At 67.2% G+C, this 17,407-nt stretch carries 14 protein-coding genes; 9 read left to right on the forward strand and 5 right to left on the reverse strand.

Going from position 1 to position 17,407, the window contains the following annotated elements; genetic code table 11:
• Positions 1-7: 7 nt before the first annotated feature.
• Both EV646_RS08655 and EV646_RS08660 read left to right on the forward strand, forming a co-directional pair.
• Positions 8-1,771, forward strand: a complete 1,764-nt coding sequence (locus EV646_RS08655) for a glycosyl hydrolase family 28 protein (RefSeq protein ID WP_132145784.1) — start codon at positions 8-10, stop codon at positions 1,769-1,771.
• Between the two features lie 25 nt (positions 1,772-1,796).
• On the forward strand, positions 1,797-2,999 hold the full coding sequence (locus EV646_RS08660) for an alginate lyase family protein (protein ID WP_132145786.1): 1,203 nt from the start codon (positions 1,797-1,799) through the stop codon (positions 2,997-2,999).
• An 11-nt stretch (positions 3,000-3,010) separates the two neighbouring features.
• Here the strand turns inward: EV646_RS08660 and EV646_RS08665 are convergent, their stop codons facing one another.
• On the reverse strand, positions 3,011-3,577 hold the full coding sequence (locus EV646_RS08665) for a TetR/AcrR family transcriptional regulator (protein ID WP_132145788.1): 567 nt from the start codon (positions 3,575-3,577) through the stop codon (positions 3,011-3,013).
• A gap of 47 nt (positions 3,578-3,624) precedes the next feature.
• Between EV646_RS08665 and EV646_RS08670 the strand changes: the two genes are divergently transcribed.
• Together EV646_RS08670 and EV646_RS08675 are read left to right on the forward strand one after the other, a co-directional pair.
• Positions 3,625-6,042, forward strand: a complete 2,418-nt coding sequence (locus EV646_RS08670; protein WP_132145790.1) for a glycoside hydrolase family 3 protein — start codon at positions 3,625-3,627, stop codon at positions 6,040-6,042.
• Positions 6,043-6,093: 51 nt separating this feature from the next.
• On the forward strand, positions 6,094-6,351 hold the full coding sequence (locus EV646_RS08675) for a hypothetical protein (RefSeq protein ID WP_132145792.1): 258 nt from the start codon (positions 6,094-6,096) through the stop codon (positions 6,349-6,351).
• 579 nt (positions 6,352-6,930) lie between these two features.
• On the opposite strand, the gene EV646_RS08680 is transcribed toward EV646_RS08675, so the two are convergent.
• Both EV646_RS08680 and EV646_RS08685 read right to left on the reverse strand, forming a co-directional pair.
• Positions 6,931-7,581, reverse strand: coding sequence for a TetR/AcrR family transcriptional regulator (locus EV646_RS08680; protein ID WP_132145794.1), 651 nt, complete (start codon positions 7,579-7,581; stop codon positions 6,931-6,933).
• Positions 7,582-7,685: 104 nt separating this feature from the next.
• Positions 7,686-8,636 carry a winged helix-turn-helix domain-containing protein gene (locus EV646_RS08685; RefSeq protein ID WP_132145796.1) on the reverse strand — a complete coding sequence of 317 codons (951 nt, stop codon included), beginning with the start codon at positions 8,634-8,636 and terminating at the stop codon, positions 7,686-7,688.
• A 59-nt stretch (positions 8,637-8,695) separates the two neighbouring features.
• Here EV646_RS08685 and EV646_RS08690 point away from each other — a divergent pair, with 59 nt between their 5' ends.
• From EV646_RS08690 to EV646_RS08700, 3 genes are read left to right on the forward strand one after another with little or no spacing between them, the layout of a single operon-like run.
• Positions 8,696-9,940 carry an MFS transporter gene (locus tag EV646_RS08690; RefSeq protein ID WP_132145798.1) on the forward strand — a complete coding sequence of 415 codons (1,245 nt, stop codon included), beginning with the start codon at positions 8,696-8,698 and terminating at the stop codon, positions 9,938-9,940.
• Entirely contained in the window at positions 9,870-10,679 is an 810-nt protein-coding gene (locus EV646_RS08695; RefSeq protein WP_132145800.1) for an ABC transporter ATP-binding protein, read from the forward strand. The genes EV646_RS08690 and EV646_RS08695 overlap by 71 nt, the downstream gene beginning before the upstream one ends.
• The gene (locus EV646_RS08700; protein ID WP_132145802.1) at positions 10,676-11,323 is read left to right on the forward strand and encodes a hypothetical protein; all 648 of its coding nucleotides are present in this window, start codon (positions 10,676-10,678) and stop codon (positions 11,321-11,323) included. Before EV646_RS08695 ends, EV646_RS08700 begins: the two co-directional genes overlap by 4 nt.
• 2 nt (positions 11,324-11,325) lie before the next feature.
• Here EV646_RS08700 and EV646_RS08705 read toward each other — a convergent pair whose 3' ends face one another.
• A complete protein-coding gene (locus tag EV646_RS08705) occupies positions 11,326-12,372 on the reverse strand; it encodes a LacI family DNA-binding transcriptional regulator (protein WP_132145804.1) in 1,047 nt (348 codons plus the stop codon).
• 4 nt (positions 12,373-12,376) lie between these two features.
• Positions 12,377-14,743, reverse strand: coding sequence for a glycoside hydrolase family 3 N-terminal domain-containing protein (locus EV646_RS08710; RefSeq protein WP_241995586.1), 2,367 nt, complete (start codon positions 14,741-14,743; stop codon positions 12,377-12,379).
• A 353-nt stretch (positions 14,744-15,096) separates the two neighbouring features.
• Between EV646_RS08710 and EV646_RS08715 the strand changes: the two genes are divergently transcribed.
• The gene (locus tag EV646_RS08715) at positions 15,097-16,446 is read left to right on the forward strand and encodes an extracellular solute-binding protein (RefSeq protein ID WP_132145808.1); all 1,350 of its coding nucleotides are present in this window, start codon (positions 15,097-15,099) and stop codon (positions 16,444-16,446) included.
• Positions 16,447-16,477: 31 nt separating this feature from the next.
• Positions 16,478-17,407, forward strand: coding sequence for a carbohydrate ABC transporter permease (locus tag EV646_RS08720; RefSeq protein WP_132145810.1), 930 nt, complete (start codon positions 16,478-16,480; stop codon positions 17,405-17,407).

The raw sequence follows: 17,407 nt of genomic DNA on the forward strand, positions 1-17,407 counted from the left end.
CCTGCCGATGACCGGAGAATTCACCCGACGCCGTCTGCTGCAGGCCGCCGGCGCCACCGTCGCCGCCGGCTACCTCACGTCCCAGACCAGCGCCGCCAGTGCCGACACCGCGGAGACCAAAGTGCCGAGACTGAAGACCTATCCGATCCCCGTGGGCATCGCGCAGGCCACCACCTTCGAGGTGAAGGTGCGTACGGCGCCGGGCCCGTGGCAGCCGGTGTCGGCGTACTCGGTCAATCTCAAGGAGATCAACGCCAAGACCGGCTCCGGGAAGATCCTGAAGTCGTCGATGGTGTACTTCGACTTCGCCGGGCCGGTCGAGGTGATGGTCACCTACACCAAGGGCACCATCAACACCGCGCGGATCCGGCCGCTCGCGGCGGGGATCCAGCCGGCGATCGACGGCAGCACGCTCAAGTTCACCCTGACCGACCCGCGCAAGCTCGTGATCGAGGTGAACGGCGAGATCTTCGACTGCCTGCACCTGCTCACCCGCCCGATCGAGGTCGACGCGCCCGACCCGAACGATCCGGACGTCATCTACTTCGGCCCCGGCGTGCATACGACCGCGACGGGTGAGGTAGTGGTGCCGAGCGGGAAGACGGTCTATCTGGCGGGTGGCGCCGTACTCAAGGCTGGGGTGAACTTCAAGAACGTCGCCGACGCCGCGCTCACCGGCCGCGGCCTGATCTACGGCACCAAGGCCGGCGGCTGCACCATCGTGGACTCGAAGAACATCCGTGTCGACGGCATCTCGATGCTCGACCTGGTCTCCGGTTACGCGATCACGGCCGGCCAGTCGGAGCAGGTGTCCATCACCGACTTCGGCTACTTCAGCGCGGGCCAGTGGGGCGACGGCATCGACATCTTCTCCAGCAGCGAGATCCTGATCGACAACTCGTTCCTGCGCTGCTCCGACGACTGCATCGCCCTCTACACCCACCGCTGGGACTACTACGGCGACACCCGGAACGTCACCATCTCGAACTCCAGCCTGTGGGCGGACGTGGCGCACCCGATCAACGTCGGCACCCACGGCAACACCGCCAACCCCGAGGTACTGGAGAACATCACCATCAGCAACGTCGACATCCTCGACCACCGCGAGCCGCAGAAGTGGTACCAGGGCTGCATCGCGCTGAACCCCGGTGACAGCAACCTGGTCCGCAACGTGCGGATCGAGAACGTCCGGGTGGAGGACTTCCGCTGGGGTGAGTTCATCCACCTGCGCGTCGCGTACAACAAGACGTACAACACCTCGGCCGGCCGGGGCATCGAGGGCGTGTACGTCAAGAACCTCACGTACACGGGCCAGCACGCCGAGACCGCGATGATGCTCGGGTACGACGAGACTCGCGGCATCAAGGACGTCACCTTCCAGAACCTGGTCGTCAACGGCACCGTGATGGCGTCGACGATGCAGAAGCCCCGCTGGTTCACGGTCGCCGACATGGTGCCGATGCACGTCAACGAGCACGTCACGAACCTGCGCTGGCTGGACGCGGCGACCGCGCCGACCGACACCCCGCCTGTCATCACCACCCCGGACACCGCCGGCCTCACCGCCGGCGCCCCGGTCGTGCTCACCCTTACCGCGACCGGCTTCCCGTCGGGTTTCGCCGTACAAGGCCTGCCGGCCGGGCTCGTGGTCGACCAGACCACCGGCGTCGTCACCGGTACCCCGACCGCCCCCGGCACGTCCACCGCCACGGTGAGCGTGACGAACGCCGCGGGCACGACAACGAAGGACCTCATCCTGACTGTGCAGTGACAACCGCCCCACAAGGAGAACAGCAATGAGGGAGTTCAATCGACGTACGTTGCTCAAAGGCACCGCAGGTGCGGCCGCGGCCGCAGCCGGTATCACCATGCTGGACGGGCCGGCGACTGCCGCACCCGCCACCTTCACCCACCCCGGCGCTCTGCACAACTGGGGCGACCTGAACCGGGCGAAGGTCAGAGTTGCCGCCGGCACCGATCCGTGGCTCTCGGGCTACTACAAGCTGATCGCCAACTCGCACGCCCAGTCGGGCTGGGCAGCGAGGCCGCAGGCAACGGTCATCCGCGGCGGCACCGGCGAGAACTACGGCCTGCTCTACAACGACATCGCCGCCGCCTACCAGAACGCCCTGCGCTGGTGGATCACCGGCTCGACCGCGCACGGCGACACCGCGCGCAACATCCTCAACGCGTGGTCGTCCACGCTCACCTCAATCGGCGGTAACGCAGACCGGTTCCTGGCGGCCGGCCTCTACGGATACCAGTTCGCGAACGTGGCCGAGCTGATGCGCGGCTACTCCGGCTTCGACCTGGCCCGGTTCAAGACGATGATGCTGAACGTCTTCTACCCGATGAACAACTCGTTCCTGAACAATCACAACGACGCCTGTATCACCAACTACTGGGCCAACTGGGATCTGTGCAACATGAACTCGATCCTGGCCATCGCGATTCTCTGCGACGATGCGGCGAAGTACGACCAGGCGGTCAACTACTTCAAGACCGGCGCCGGCAACGGCTCGATCAAGCACGCCGTCCCGTTCGTGTACGACTCGGAAGGATTGGCTCAGTGGCAGGAGTCGGGCCGCGACCAGGGCCACACCGTGATGGGCATCGGGCAGATGGGCGCGTTCTGCGAGATGGCCTGGAACCAGGGCGAGGATCTGTACGGCTATGACAACAACCGCTTCATGAAGGCCGCGCAGTACGTCGCCAAGTACAACCTCGGCCAGGACGTCCCGTTCACCAAGTACACCTGGGGCACTGGGCAAAGCTGCGCCTACCAGGAGCACACGGTGATCTCCAGCGCGAGCCGCGGTCAGCTCCGGCCGGTGTGGGAGATCCTGCACTTCCACTACACCCGGCGGAAGTACCTGTCGGTGCCGTACATCTCCCAGATGGCCGCGCAGGTCAGGCCGGAGGGAGGCGGCGGCGACTACGGCTCGACCAGCGGCGGTTTCGACCAGACCGGCTTCGGCACCGTGATGTACGCCAAGTAGGTCACAGCAAGTCAGAGCAAGGCCAGCAAGTGCTCCATCACCTCAGCCGGCTCGTCGTCGAGGCTGAACTGTGACTGGATCTGCAGTCCGTCGGACACGGCGATCAGCAGGGTGGCGATCTTCTCCGGATCCGCGGCCGTGCTGATCGTTCCGGCCGCCTGCCGGGTCCGGATGCTGTCGGCCAGCGACTCGCGCAGCCGCTGGTAACGCTCCACGAAGTACTCGTGCGCACCGTGTTGCGGATCGCCGGCTTCGGCCGAGAACGTCGAGTAGAGCTGGACCAGGCCCGGTACGTCGCGGTTGTGCCGGACGATCTTGACCAGGCCGCCGACGACGTCCTCATCGCCGAGCCGCTCGAGGTCGGCCTCGTCGCGTGCCCGCAGCACCGCCTCGAAGAGCTGCTCCTTGGACCCGAAGTAGTGCAGCAGGCCCGCCTCGCTCAGGCCGACGGCGGCCGCGAGTTCTCGCGTGGACGTCTTGCGGTAGCCGTGCCGGGCGATCACCTCGAGCGCCTTGGTCAGGATCTCCTCCCGCTTGGCTACGCCTTTCGCGTACGGACCTCTGGAAGAAGCAGTCATATTTCAAAACCTAGCACTACTCGGTTTTCGCGCGTAGCATGCAACGCATGAGCCCGACACCCGGTGACTTCGAAGAACTGCTCGGCCGCCTCACGCTCGAGGAGAAGGTCCGGATCCTGACCGGCCAGGACTTCTGGTCCACCCATCCGCTGCCCGGGATCGGGCTGCGGTCGATGGTTCTGTCCGACGGTCCGAGCGGCGTGCGCGGTGCCGTCTGGGACGAGCGCGACCCGTCGCTCAACCTCCCGTCGGCGACCGCGCTCGCGTCGTCCTGGGACGTCGGCATCGCCCATCAGTACGGCGTCGTGTCGGGCCTCGAGGCCCGTCGCAAGGGCGTGGACGTCGTACTCGGGCCGACGATCAACCTGCATCGGTCACCACTCGGCGGGCGGCACTTCGAGGCGTTCAGCGAGGACCCAGTGCTGACGTCGGAGCTCGCCGCCGCCTACGTGTCCGGTGTGCAGGAGCTCGGTGTCGGCGCGACGCCGAAGCACTACATCGCGAACGACTTCGAGACCGAGCGCTTCACCGCCGACGTGGTGGTGAGCGAGCGGGCGCTGCGCGAGCTGTACCTGCTGGCGTTCGAGAAGGCTGTCACCGAGGCCAAGGCATGGCTGGTGATGAGCTCGTACAACTCCATCAACGGCGCCACCGCGTCGGAGAACGAACTGCTCGAGACCCCGCTCAACACCGACTGGGGTTTCGACGGCGTCGTGGTCAGCGACTGGACCGCCGTACGCAGTCTGGAAAGCGCCAAGCACTCCCAGGACCTGGCGATGCCCGGGCCGGTGGGTGCGTGGGGTGACGCGCTGGTCGAGGCGGTGCGCTCCGGGGAGATCAAGGAGGACGCGATCGACCGGAAGGTGCTGCGGATCATCGCGCTCGGCGCCCGCGTCGGTGCGCTCGAAGGTTTCGAAAAGCCGGCATCAGTGCCGGACGTGGACGGCGTCGCTTTCGCTCGTACGGCGGCCGCCGAGGGCTCGGTGCTCGTGCGGAACACCGGCGAGCTGCCGTGGGACGCGTCGGCGTTGTCGCGGGTGGCGATCATCGGGCACAACGCGCAGCACGCGCGCACCCAGGGTGGCGGCAGCGCGACCGTCATCCCGTCCTCGGTTGTCTCCCCGCTCGACGGTTTGCGTACGGCGCTTCCTGGTGTCGACGTGACGTACTCCGTCGGGGCCGTCGTACAGGAAGGCATCGCGGAGCTGCCGCTGGAGTCGATGGTCAACCCATCAACTGGGAAGCACGGCGCGCGGGTGCGATTCCTCGATGCCAACGGGGTCGAGTTGTTCGCGGAGGACCGGTTCTCGAGTGCGCTCGTTTATATCGGTGGTGGGGCGCCGATCGGTCAGACGTCGACCTTCGAGTTCCGTACGACGTATACGCCGTCGGAGAGCGGCACGATCCTGCTCGGCTTCGCGTCCGTCGGTCTGGGGCGGATCTTCGTCGACGGCACGCTGGCGCGCGAGGTCACCGCCGTACCTGAAGGCAAGGATCTCGCCGAGATCATGCTCGCTCCGCCGTCGGTCTCTACGCCGGTCGAGGTCACCGCGGGCCAATCGATCGACGTCCGGGTTGAGCTCGAATTGGAAAAGCACGAGGGTGCGTTCGCCGACGCCATGGCCATCACGGTCGGCGTCGAGCCCGACCGCTCCAACCCCCAGGCGCTGATCGACGAGGCCGTCGCCGCCGCCCGCGCCGCAGAGGTCGCGGTCGTGGTGGTCGGCACCAACTCGAAGGTCGAATCCGAGGGCTACGACCGTACGACGCTGGCGCTTCCAGGTCTGCAGGACGACTTGGTCCGCGCCGTCGCTCTGGTGAATCCGCGGACTGTGGTTGTCGTGAACGCCGGCTCGCCTGTGCTGATGCCGTGGCGCGATGAGGTGGCCGCCGTACTGGTGACGTACTTCGGTGGGCAGGAGTACGGCAACGCGTTGGCCGACGTACTGCTCGGCGTCGTGGAGCCGGGCGGCCGTCTCCCGACCACCTGGGCGCGGGAGGAGTCCGACGTACCGGTCATCGACGTGACCCCGCGCAACGGGATCGTCCGGTACGACGAGGGCATCCACATCGGCTACCGAGCTTGGCTCCGGGCCGGCACCGAGCCCGCCTACGAGTTCGGCCACGGCCTCGGCTACACCACCTGGTCCCTCAGCGACCTTGCCGCGAGTCAATCCGCTGTGTCGGTCAACGTCACCAACACCGGCGAACGGTCCGGCAAGCACGTCATCCAGGTATACGCCGAACGCCCCGAAACCACCGTCGACCGCCCGGTGCGTTGGCTGGCCGGCTTCACCGTCGTACGCCTAGACGCCGGCGAATCCACCGAGGCCACCATCGACCTACAACCCCACACGTTCCAACACTGGGACAACGGCTGGACCACCGAACCCGGCACCTTCACCCTCCACGCCGGCTCCTCAGTCACCAACCTCCCCTTGTCGACAACCATCCAGGTCGACTAACCCCTATCGGTTCGCGGCGGGCCCGCTGCCCGCCCGCCGCGAACTACTCCCGTGCCGGGGCGTCAGAGCTGCAGGCGGGGCGGCGCTGCTCCGGTCGTACGACGGATCGCCCGAGACGAAGGTGTGGTCGAGGGCGCGGCGCCGGGCGTACGACGGATAGCGCGAGACGAAGGTGTGGTCGAGGGCGCGACTCCGGGCGTACGACGGAATGCCCGAGACGAAGGTGTGGTCGAGGGCGCTGCTCCGGGCGTACGACGGAATGCGCGAGCCGAAGGTGTGTGGTCGAGGGCGCGGCTCCGGGCTGCGTGAGGGTGCTAGTCCGGCCGGTGGGTGTCAAGGGCGCCTCCTTCGTCGGCGTCGCTGCGCGATCTTCGACCCTTGACACCCACCACCCGGACCAGGGAAGGACGCAGCTATCCCGGAGCTGCTCACCCGAGTGGTCGCGTGCCGGGGTGGATCCGGGTGGTGCGGCCGTGAAGCGTGCGGACCGGGTCGTTCGGCACCGGAGGTGGCTGTCGGGCCGGGCCCGATAGCGGGTTATGTGACGGCTGACGGTTTATTGGGCGCTATCGATCAAACAACCCGCCATCGAGCCGGCGAATCAGCCCTAGTGCCCGGGATATGGCCGGTTTCGTCCGGATGCCGGGATCGGCCGGACCTGGCACAAGAAGCCGGGGCCCGACACAGGTTATTTCCTGTGTCCGCCCCCCAGTACCTGTGTCAGTCCACCAGCACCTGTCCCAACCCACCCAGGCGACCCCACCCCAACCCGCCAAGCACACAGACCACCCGGAGCTAAAACCATCCACCTCGACCAGCACACTCACGCAGCGAAGCCCGCGGACAATCACCTCCGTCTAAACGCGAGACAAACCCGCACCCAAAAGATCAGGCGGCGGGGAGGTCGTCCAGGCTTGGGAGCGGAGCCTGGCTGAGCGAACGCGCCTCCTCGGGCGGGAGGCCGAACATGCGCAGCAGATCCTCGGCGATCTGGTCTGTGGCGGTGGCGTCGTCGCGGTCCGGGCGGTCGAGGAGGAGCTGACCGAGGGCGAGCAGGGCCCCGCCGGCGATGACGACGGCGAGCTCTGGGTCCTGGGCGGTGAAGCGGCCGGAGTCGATCGCCGCCTGCAGGTCGCGGATCGCGCGCGGCGCCAGACCGCGCCCCGACGTGATCAGCTCGGTCCCGCTGCGGAGCAGCACCCGGCTCAGCTGCGGCGCCTTCCGATGCAGCCGCCCAGTCAGCCGGAAGCTCCGCGCGAACGTCTCGGCCGGGTCGTCAGACGACTCACCAAGCGAATCCAGTACGGCGCCGTGCGCCTCGAGCGCAGCGTCGACAGCGGCCGAGAACAGCTCGTCCTTGGTTTGGAAGTGGTTGTAGAACGAGCCCATCCCGACATCCGCCGCCTTGGTGATCTCCAGTATCGGCACGTTCAGGTTGCCGTCGGCGATGAAGGTCTGAGCTGCATGTACGAGCGCCGCCCGGGTGCGCATCTTGCGCCGCTCCAGGCGGTTCGGCTCTGGCTTGGCGTCGGCTGCCATGGCACGAAACCCTAGCATTCATCGTCAGAGATGACGATCTCGTCAGTCCAATGGAGACCACATGGTCGGCCCAGCCTCACGATCGGCAGCATGGCGGCCTTCCGCTAGCGACGCAGCTGGGCGACGCGGGTGCCGGTGTCGGATTGCCAGTAGAGGACTGAGCGGCCTGCGCGGCGGCGTTCGAGGAGGCCGGCTTCGGTCAGGATGCGTAGGTGGTCCGCGACCGTGGCCAGGGACAGACCGGTGGTCGCGACCAGGGCGGTGGTGCTGATCGGGGTGGCGGCTTCGACCAGGATGCGGGCGCGATTCCGGCCGAGCAGTTGTACCAGCGGCTCGGTCGGCGCCTCGCGGGCGGCGAAGATCCCGGTGACGGGATAGGTCAGGGCAAACAGATCCGGTGGGAACCAGCTGACGTTGACGCGCAGCGTATGGGCCGCGATGAACAGCAGGTCGCGGCCGCGGACGTCCGTCGGCGGGTAGTTCCAGAGATTGATCTGGATGCGGCCGTCGCCGAGCCAGCGGACGTTCGGACCGAGGTCGCGCAGTACACCCGCCCAGCCCTGCGCGCTCAGCCGCGCCGTACGGGACACGATGTCGGCCTGGAGCACCCGGAGCCGTCGCGGCCACTCGGGCTCGACCGTAGCCGCCCACACCCAGCGAAACAGCTCGGCCGCATGCTCGGCCAGCCCGTTCGACTCCAGCAGGATGTCGGGCAACGGCGTCCGTACGACCCTGAGGTCGGCGCGGATGTGCTCGTCGTCCAGGCCGAGGAGATACTCCAGTTCGTCCTCGAGGACCATGTTCGGCTCACGCGGTGGCACGGCGATGAAGTCGGCGATCCAGCTGCGGCCGAAGCCGCTGTCGACGATCGCCGCCCAGATCGGATGAGCGGCGAGCTGCTCCTGGTAAGCGGCGACGTGCGCGTCCTTCCAGGTGCGGTACCAGGGCTCGGTCGGAGCCCTCAGCATCTTCAGCGCGGCTACCGTCTCGGTCAGCTGCGACGTACCGAATCGGGCGTTCGCCAGGGTGTCGGCATCGACGAGGAACTCGGACAAGGTTTCGCCTCCATCCGAAACTGTAGGTGGCCGATCGACCGGAGTCGATCCTCGGTGGCATGACTACTTACCGCCAGCTCTTCGCGAATCAGGAGTTCCGCAGCCTGTGGATCGGCAGCGCACTCGGCACTGCCTCCTCGACGATGACGAGCCTGACACTCGCACTGATGGTCGACGCGGCCACTGGTTCGGCGCTGCTGGCGGCTCTGGTGATGTTCGGTCCGTCGCTGGCTCAGGTATTGGGCGCCTCAACGCTGATGTCGGCGGCCGACACCGCGCGACCGCGGCGCGTCCTGATCATGCTCGCCACGCTGTCGACAGTGGCGGTCGGTGCTCAAGCCGCTCTCGATCTGAACGCCGGGACGCGACTGCTGCTGGCCCTGCTGGTGGCGTATGGCCTGTCGATCGGATCCGGTGTGCGCTGGGGTCTGCTGAACGAGGTGGTCGACAAGGACCAGTTCGTGCTCGGCCGCTCCGCGATGAACCTGTCCGTCGGCGCCATGCAGATCGCCGGCTTCGGTACGGCGGGATTGTTGCTGCAGGCCCTCAGTCCGTCCACGGTGCTGTGGCTGGCGACCGGCGCCTCGGCGCTGGCCATCCCGGCGTTCCGTTTCGGCCTGCGCGACCGCGCTCCCCGGCGGGTCGCCCGTACCGGTTTCGGCGAGACGTGGCGCGGCAACCGCCGCCTGCTCGGCCAGGCCAGCACTCGGCCGTTGCTGCTTGCCCTGTCGATCCCGAACGGCTTGATCGTCGGCTGCGAGGCACTCTTCGTCCCGTACGCCGGATCGGGCGCCGGCTGGCTGTTGGCCGCAGGAGCCGCCGGCATGATGACCGGGGACCTCGTGATCGGTCGTTTCCTCAGCCCCTCGGGTCGCCGGACCGCTGGACGCTGGCTGCGGTACCTCCTCGCCGTACCGTTCCTCGGATTCGCGTTCGAGCTGCCGATCGCCGTACTGGCCGTATTTGTTGCCCTCGGCAGCTTTGGCTATTCGGCGTCGCTCGCACAGCAGGAGGTCCTCGTCGACCTGACTCCGGTGGAGCTGCGGGGGCAAGTCCTCGGCCTGGAATCAGCTCTCCGGATGACAGCATTCGGCGTTTTTGCCATCCTGGCCGGCGCCCTCGCCGATCTGACCGCGGCTGGCCCCGGTATCACCACGTTCGCTGTCGCCTCTCTGCTTGCTTCGCTCGCACTGACGCCTCCGCTTGCCCGGGTCATGTCGATAGGCTCGGCGCGTGGAGATAGTGCGGCTGCGGAACGTCTCGAAACGGTACGGCCGGCGGCGGGAGGTGCTGGCGGACGTTGACCTACAGGTCGCGGCCGGCGAACTGCTGGCACTGGTCGGCGCGAACGGCTCCGGCAAGTCGACTGTGCTGAAACTGATGGTCGGCCTGTCGCGACCAACGTCGGGGACCGTACGGCGGAACGCGCAAGTCGTGAGCTACGTCCCGGACGTCTTCGCCTCGCACGACCGCTTGTCGGCGTCGGCGTACCTCAGGCACATGGGACGGATCCGGGGACTCTCGAGCCACGCGGCCAGGAAACGCTCGGACGAACTGCTCGACAGACTCGCTCTGGCAGGCGGCGCAGACACACCCATGCGCAAGCTGTCCAAGGGCAACGCCCAGAAGGTCGCCCTGGCTCAGGCACTGCTGGAGCCACCACAACTCCTGGTGCTCGACGAGCCATGGGCCGGACTTGACGCGATCGCCCACGGCACGTTGCGCGAGCTCCTGACTGAGACCGCCAACCAGGGTGCAGCTGTCGCCTTCACCGAGCACTCCGACGACACCGTCAAGTCCACCGCCACCCGCGTTTGCGAACTTCGCAACGGGAAGCTCGTTTCGGGCACCACCGCCACTCTGACCGAGATCACCCTGACGTCCGGACCGGATCTCGACTGGTCCCAGCAGCCAGACGTTCTCGAGGTACGACGGAACGATGACGGCGTGACGCTGATCCTGCCGACCGGCAGCCACGACGCCGCGTTGCTCACGGCACTCACCCACGGCTGCTCTGTCACCTCTGTCCGGCGGGTGCAATGACCGCCCTCTATCGGTACCTACTCGTCAGCGTCCTGCTCTCCCAGCGCTATTTACCACCGACCTTGATCTTCCTGGCCTTGATGGCGGTCGGCACCACCTCCGACTCCGGACCTCTGCAGGAGTCCTATGCGTTCTGCGTGCTGGCGATGCTCGTCTGTACCACCTGGCTGACGGTCAGCATCGTCAACCACGAGGACCCGACCCAGCACCAGATCACCCGGGTCATGATCGGCAGCTCTCTGCGTGTCCTCGCCACCACGGTCGCCGTTGTCCTCTCCTGGTGCGTCCCGCTCCTGGTGATCGGACTCGTCTACCCGATCGTCACCGGCAAGCACGTCGTCACCCTCGGCGCGCTCACGATCGGCGGCATCGCCGAATCAGCCGCCGCGATGATCGGCATCGCCATCGGTCTGCTCTGCTCGCGCCTTGTCATCCCGCGCATCGGCATCGCCATGCTCGCTGCAGCCGCCGCCCTCCTCGCCGTACTGCTGGTCCGCTGGATTTCCCCCATCCGTCCGCTGATGAGCATGCTGTCCAACGACAGCACGGCTGTCGTGCCCTTCACACTTCTCACGGCACTGTGCGCTGCGATCCTCTGCGCTGCTGTCATCGCCACTGGAGCTCTCGCCGACCGGAAGGAGTGAGGTCAGGAGGCGGCGACCGACTGGTACTGATTGGGGGCGGCGGAGCCGCGGACGATCAGGGTGGTGGCGAGCTCGACGTGGTGGGAGTCGACCTTCTCGCCGGCGGCGAGTTGGAGTGCGGTGCGAAGAGCTACGGCGCCCATCTCGCGAAGAGGCTGCTTGACCGTCGTCAACGGCGGCGAGGCCAAGCGGGCGGCCTGGGTGTCGTCGAAGCCGACGACGCTGAGGTCTTCTGGCACCCGAAGGCCGCGGGCGCGGGCCGCTTCGAGGACGCCGAGCGCCACCTCGTCGCTGCCGGCGAAGATCGCGGACGGCCGGTCCTGACAGTCGAGCATTGACGCGGCGCCTTCCACGCCGTCGTCGTACAAGAAGTCCCGGAGCCAGATGAACTCCGGCGGTACGTCGGCGCCGACCGACTCCATCGCACTGCGGAAGCCGCTCAGCCGCGCCTGATTGCAGCTCGAGGTCGGCTGACCCCCGACGTACCCGATGCGCCGATGCCCGAGGGACAGCAGGTACTGAGTGGCTGCCATCCCGCCGGCGAAGTTGGTCGAGCCGACACTGGCCACGTCCGGCTGCGGGATGTTGGCCGGGTCGATGACCACGAGGGGCAACCGGGCCCGGGCCAGCGCGGCAAGGTCTGCGTCGGCGAGCTGACTGGTGATGCCGATCGCGGCACGGCGATCGGCGGAGATGAGCTCGCGGATCCAGCGCGCCGCGCGGCCGCTGCTCGACGTCGGCGGGTGCGGCGGATGCGTGGTCAGGACGACGTCCACGCCGGCCGCCTGGCCGGCCTCGACGACGCCCTGGATCACTTCGACCGAGTAGGCGTTCAGGACACCTTGGTAGAACAACTCGATCGTGTCGCGCTGGACCCGGTCCGGGCGGCGGCCGACGTACCCGTGTTTCTGCAGGATCTCCTGCACCCGTGCCCGGGTCACCGGCGAGACGTCGCTGCGGCCGTTGAGCACCTTGGAGACCGTCGCGACGGACACTCCCGCCGTACTCGCGACGCTGGCCAGGGTGACACGGCCCTTCAGTCGTGGCATCTCATCACCCTCCTCCAGCTTCGACGATCTCGACAGGGGTCGTCAGGACGCGATCGTGCCCCACAACCCTCACATCACCGGTGATTCGTACGACGGCGCGACACGGCAGGTCCACCGACGACGTACCGACGAGGACCTCGAAGTCACCAGGCTCGACGATCCGGCGCAGATCCGGACCGGTGTACGCCGTCCGGTCCGCGTGCACCTGGAAGGTGACGTCCTTCGCCGAGCCCGGCTCCAGCGACACCCGGGCGAACCCGGTCAGCTGCTTCAGCGGCCGGGCAACCCGGGCGACCACATCGTGCAGGTAAAGCTGAACGACCTCGTCACCAGCTCGCTCGCCGGTGTTGCGGACCCGCACGGTCGCGGTGAACTGACCGTCGTTCCCGATCTCGGTCGCACTGAGCCGCAACTCGCCGACCTCGAAGGTGGTGTACGACGATCCGTGGCCGAACGGGAACAGCGGCACGACCTCCAGACCGCTGATGCCCGCGCTCTCGACGCTGCCGAGCGCCGGCTGCAAATACGTGCCGGGCTGTCCGCCGACGTGCTTCGGGATCTGCACCGGCAACTTGCCGCTCGGCACGATCCGCCCGCTGAGGACACCGGCGATCGCGGCCGCACCTTCCTGACCGGGCATAAACGCTTGAACCACCCCGGCCCACCGATCCGCGAACTCCCCCAGCGCATAAGGACGACCGGAGACGACAACCACCACAACCGGCGTACCGGTGTCGAGAAGCCGGGTGAGTAGCTCTGCTTGTACGCCGGGCAGCCGCAGATCCTCGGCATCGCAGCCCTCCCCCGACGTGCCGTGGCCGAACAGGCCGGCCAGGTCACCGACGAACGCGACCACCAACTCCGCGTCGCGAGCCGCTGCAACAGCCGCTTCGAAGCCGGACCGGTCGTCGCCGGACACCGCGCAGCCCACCTCGTGCACGAGCTCGACATCCGGGAGTTCGTTGCGCAGGGCATCGAGTGGGCTGCGCACCTCGACCCCCATGCCGCGCTCGGGGTAACGCGGCAGGACGTGGTTGGGGAACGAGTAGCAACCCATCATCGTCTTCGCGTCGGCCGCACAGGGCCCGACCACCGCGATCCGTCGTACGCCCGGATCGAGCGGCAAGGCAGAGCCCGCATCCAGCAGTACGACGGACCGTTCGGCGAGCTGCCGCGCGATCTCACGGTTCTCGGCGGAGTCGAGGTCGACGCTGTCGCGGACCGAACCCTCAGGAGTCCAGTCGGGATCAAGCAGGCCGAGCTTGACCTTCTGCAGCAGCAGACGCCGGGCCGCCCGATCGACCAGGTCCTCGGACACCTCGCCCGATCGCACCTGCTCGACCAGACTCGCGAAGCCGATGGTGTCCGGCAGTTCGACATCGGTGCCGGTGGTCAGCGCAAGCGCGCCCGCATCGGCCGTGTCGACCGCGACGCGATGCATCGACGCGAGGAACGGCACGGCCCAGTAGTCCGAGACAACAGTGCCGGCGAACCCCCAGTCGTCCCGTAGTACATCGGTGAACAACCAGGTGTCGGCACTCGCCGGCAGGCCGTCGATATCGGCGTACGAGCTCATCACCGAGCCGGCATCGGCGGTCGCGATCGCGGTCTCGAACGTCGGCAGGATGAAGTCGAGCAGCTCACGCTTCCCCATCGACACCGGTCCGTGATTGCGGCCGGCCCTGGACGCGGAGTAGCCGGCGAAGTGCTTCAGCGTCGCGAGTACGCCGCCGCTCTGCAACCCCCGCACGTACGCCGATCCGAGCATCGCGACCAGGTACGGATCCTCGCCCATCGTCTCCTCGACGCGACCCCACCGATAGTCACGTACGACGTCCAGCACCGGCGACAGCCCCTGATGCACACCGACCGCGGCCATGTCCCGCCCGATCGCGGCGGCCATCCGCTCGACCAGCCCGGGATCGAAGGTCGCACCCCACGCGATCGACGCCGGGTAGACCGTCGCGCCGTACGTGGTGAAGCCGGTCAGGCACTCCTCGTGGATCAGCGCCGGAACACCGAGCCGCGAACCCTCCAGGACCACGTGATGCTGGCGGATCACCTCGGCGACGCCCTGCTCGACCGTTTGCGGGACGCTGCCCCAGACCCGGGTGAGGTGGCCGAGTCCGTCCCGGCTCGCCTCCTCCAGCGACAGCGATCCGCCGGCGGCGAAGACGTCCTCCATCGGCGCGACGTTGATCGTCTCGTCGGCCGGCAGTTCGGTGTCGGCCATGTCGTTGCCGGCCCAGCGGCTGCCGAGCTGGGCGACCTTCTCCTCCAGCGTCATCGCCTGCAGGAGCAGTTCCACCCGCTTCTCGGCGGACAGTGCGGTGTCCTGCCACGGACGGTCGGGCGAGCTCGCGGTGGTCAAGAAATTCTCCCTTAACATCTACCCTTTGCCGTGACAAAGTATCGAAAAAGTTTCGAGGATTCCGGAGCTGGTCCGCGTCGTCGTCACGATCGGTGGGAAGCCGGTGGATCGCCTGTGACAGCAGGGAATCCGTGACCTCACTGTGACCCCAAAGAGGGCTTAGTTCAAGTCTTGACAGCGATACTCGCGAAATCTACGTTACGAAACATAGTCTTAATCGGCAGGTGCTTCCGCTACCTCGTGGAGCATCCGGCCGGAAGGTTTCGACCTGTCCGGACGGCGGCCCCGCACCTGGCAACCACGTCGCCGTGGAGCGGTCCGCGGCATGGAGTACGGAGATCACTGTGGATCCCATGACGACATCTCGGCGTTCTTTCCTCGGCCTGGTCGGTGGCGGCGCGCTCGCGGCCGGCCTGGCCGCCTGCGGTACCTCTGGCCCGAAGAGCTCCGGCGGTTCCACCGGCGGCGCCGCGGCCGGTAGCGGAACGACGTACTGGTTCCTCACCGGCCAGCCCCAGCAGAGCATCCGGGAGGCTCAGGTCAAGCGGTTCAACGACGCGAACCCGGATACGAAGATCAAGTACACGGAGTTCCAGAACGACGCGTTCAAGCAGAAGATCAAGACCGCGATCGGCGCGGGCCAAGGCCCGACGCTGATCTGGGGCTGGGGCGGCGGCGGCCTGAAGGCGTACGTCGAGGCCGGCCAGGTCGAGGACCTCACCGACTGGCTCACCAACCAGGAAGCCGACCTGAAGAACTCGATCTTCCCGTCCGCCTTCACGGCGGCGACCGTCAACGGCAAGATCTACGCGGTGCCGGGAGAGACCGTGACGCCGATCGTGCTGTTCTACGACAAGCGCGCGTTCGAGAAGATCGGTGCCCAGCCCCCGCAATCCTGGGGTGACATCATGGACCTGGTGCCGAAGTTCAACGAGAAGGGCATCGCGCCGTTCTCGCTCGGCGGCCAGTCGCGCTGGACATCGATGATGTGGCTGGAGTTCCTGTTCGACCGGATCGGCGGCAGTGAGGTCTTCCAGAACATCTTCGACGGCAAGGCGAACGGCTGGTCCGACCCGTCCGCGCTGAAGGCGCTGGAGGAGATGCAGAAGCTGATCAAGGCGAACGGTTTCGTCAAGGGCTTCTCCTCCATCACCGCCGACTCCAACGCCGACCAGGCGCTGCTCTTCACCGGCAAGGCCGCGATGATGCTGCACGGCGCCTGGACCTACGGCAACATGAAGGCGTCCGGTGGCGACTTCGTGACCGGTGGGCACCTCGGCTACATGAACTTCCCGCCGGTCGACGGCGGCAAGGGCGACCCGAGCGACACCGTCGGCAACCCCGGTCAGTACATGTCGATCTCCTCCAAGGCCAGTGACGCGGACAAGGAGACCGCGAAGAAGTTCATCGCCAACAACACTCTCGACGACGCCACGGTGGAGGCCTGGGTGAAGTCCGGCAACATCCCGGTCGTCAAGAGCGCGAAGGACAAACTCTCGTCGATCACCGACAAGAACGACTCCGCGTGGCTGAACTTCGTCTACGACACCGCGGCGAACGCGAAGAACTTCGCCCAGTCCTGGGACCAGGCGCTCCCCCCGACCCAGGCCGAAACCCTGCTGGACAACATCGCCAAGCTGTTCCAGCTGTCGATCTCCCCCCAGCAGTTCGCCGACAGCATGAACGCCGTCATCGGCAAGTGACAGTGCTACTCAGTTCAGGCCGGGAGGCCCCATGACCGTGACCGCACCGCCCGTCGCGCCGACGGCGGCTCGCAAAGGACCGTCCTCTGCCGCCGGGCGGAGCGGTCCGGTCGCCTGGATGGCCGTCCCCGCCCTGGCCATCTTCCTGCTCTTCGGCGTCGTCCCGCTGTTCGGCGTACTGGCGCTGAGCTTCGCGCAGTGGGACGGCCTCGGCGCCATCCACACCGCCGGTTTCTCCAACTGGCGTTCGGTGCTGAGCGATCCCGCACTGCCGCACACGATCTGGGTGACGTTCGAGATCATGATCCTGTCCTGGGCCGTGCAGACCCCGATGAGCCTGCTGATCGGGACGTTCCTGGCCGGCCGGCAGCGGTACCGCGGCTTCCTCGCCGTGCTGTACTTCATCCCCCTGCTGCTCAGCTCGACCGCGATCGCGATCACCTACAAGGCGCTGCTCGACCCGAACTTCGGACTCGGCGCCGGGCTCAAGATCGGCTTCCTCACCCAGGACTGGCTCGGCCGCAGCGACCTCGCCATCGGCGTCCTGATTTTCGTGGTGTCGTGGCAGTTCATCCCGTTCCACTCGCTGATCTACCAAGGCGGCGTACGGCAGATCCCGACCTCGATGTACGAGGCCGCCGCGATCGACGGCGCCGGCCGGGTGCGGCAGTTCTTCAGCATCACCGTGCCGCAGCTGAAGTACACGATCATCACGTCGTCCACCCTGATGGTGGTCGGGTCGCTGACCTTCTTCGACCTGATCTTCGTGCTCACCGCGGGCGGTCCGGGCGACGCGACGCGCGTCCTCGCCCTCGACATGTACAAGCGTGGTTTCCAGGCGAACCTGATGGGCCCGGCGAGCGTGATCGCCGTCCTGCTGGTCCTGCTCGGCCTGGCGCTGGCGCTGATCCTACGACGACTCGGCGGCAGTACGACGGCCAGCCAACTGGAAGGAATGTGA

The sequence above is a fragment of the Kribbella antiqua genome (assembly GCF_004345665.1).
Taxonomy (GTDB): Bacteria; Actinomycetota; Actinomycetes; order Propionibacteriales; family Kribbellaceae; genus Kribbella; species Kribbella antiqua.

What these genes read in the sequence shown, in the direction of transcription:
- EV646_RS08655 (WP_132145784.1), top strand. Translation starts at nt 8, where the DNA reads ATGACCGGAGAATTCACCCGACGCCGTCTGCTGCAGGCCGCCGGCGCC.
- EV646_RS08705 (WP_132145804.1), bottom strand. Translation starts at nt 12,372, where the DNA reads ATGCCACGACTGAAGGGCCGTGTCACCCTGGCCAGCGTCGCGAGTACG.
- EV646_RS08670 (WP_132145790.1), top strand. Translation starts at nt 3,625, where the DNA reads ATGAGCCCGACACCCGGTGACTTCGAAGAACTGCTCGGCCGCCTCACG.
- EV646_RS08680 (WP_132145794.1), bottom strand. Translation starts at nt 7,581, where the DNA reads ATGGCAGCCGACGCCAAGCCAGAGCCGAACCGCCTGGAGCGGCGCAAG.
- EV646_RS08720 (WP_132145810.1), top strand. Translation starts at nt 16,478, where the DNA reads ATGACCGTGACCGCACCGCCCGTCGCGCCGACGGCGGCTCGCAAAGGA.
- EV646_RS08665 (WP_132145788.1), bottom strand. Translation starts at nt 3,577, where the DNA reads ATGACTGCTTCTTCCAGAGGTCCGTACGCGAAAGGCGTAGCCAAGCGG.
- EV646_RS08715 (WP_132145808.1), top strand. Translation starts at nt 15,097, where the DNA reads ATGACGACATCTCGGCGTTCTTTCCTCGGCCTGGTCGGTGGCGGCGCG.
- EV646_RS08700 (WP_132145802.1), top strand. Translation starts at nt 10,676, where the DNA reads ATGACCGCCCTCTATCGGTACCTACTCGTCAGCGTCCTGCTCTCCCAG.
- EV646_RS08690 (WP_132145798.1), top strand. Translation starts at nt 8,696, where the DNA reads ATGACTACTTACCGCCAGCTCTTCGCGAATCAGGAGTTCCGCAGCCTG.
- EV646_RS08660 (WP_132145786.1), top strand. Translation starts at nt 1,797, where the DNA reads ATGAGGGAGTTCAATCGACGTACGTTGCTCAAAGGCACCGCAGGTGCG.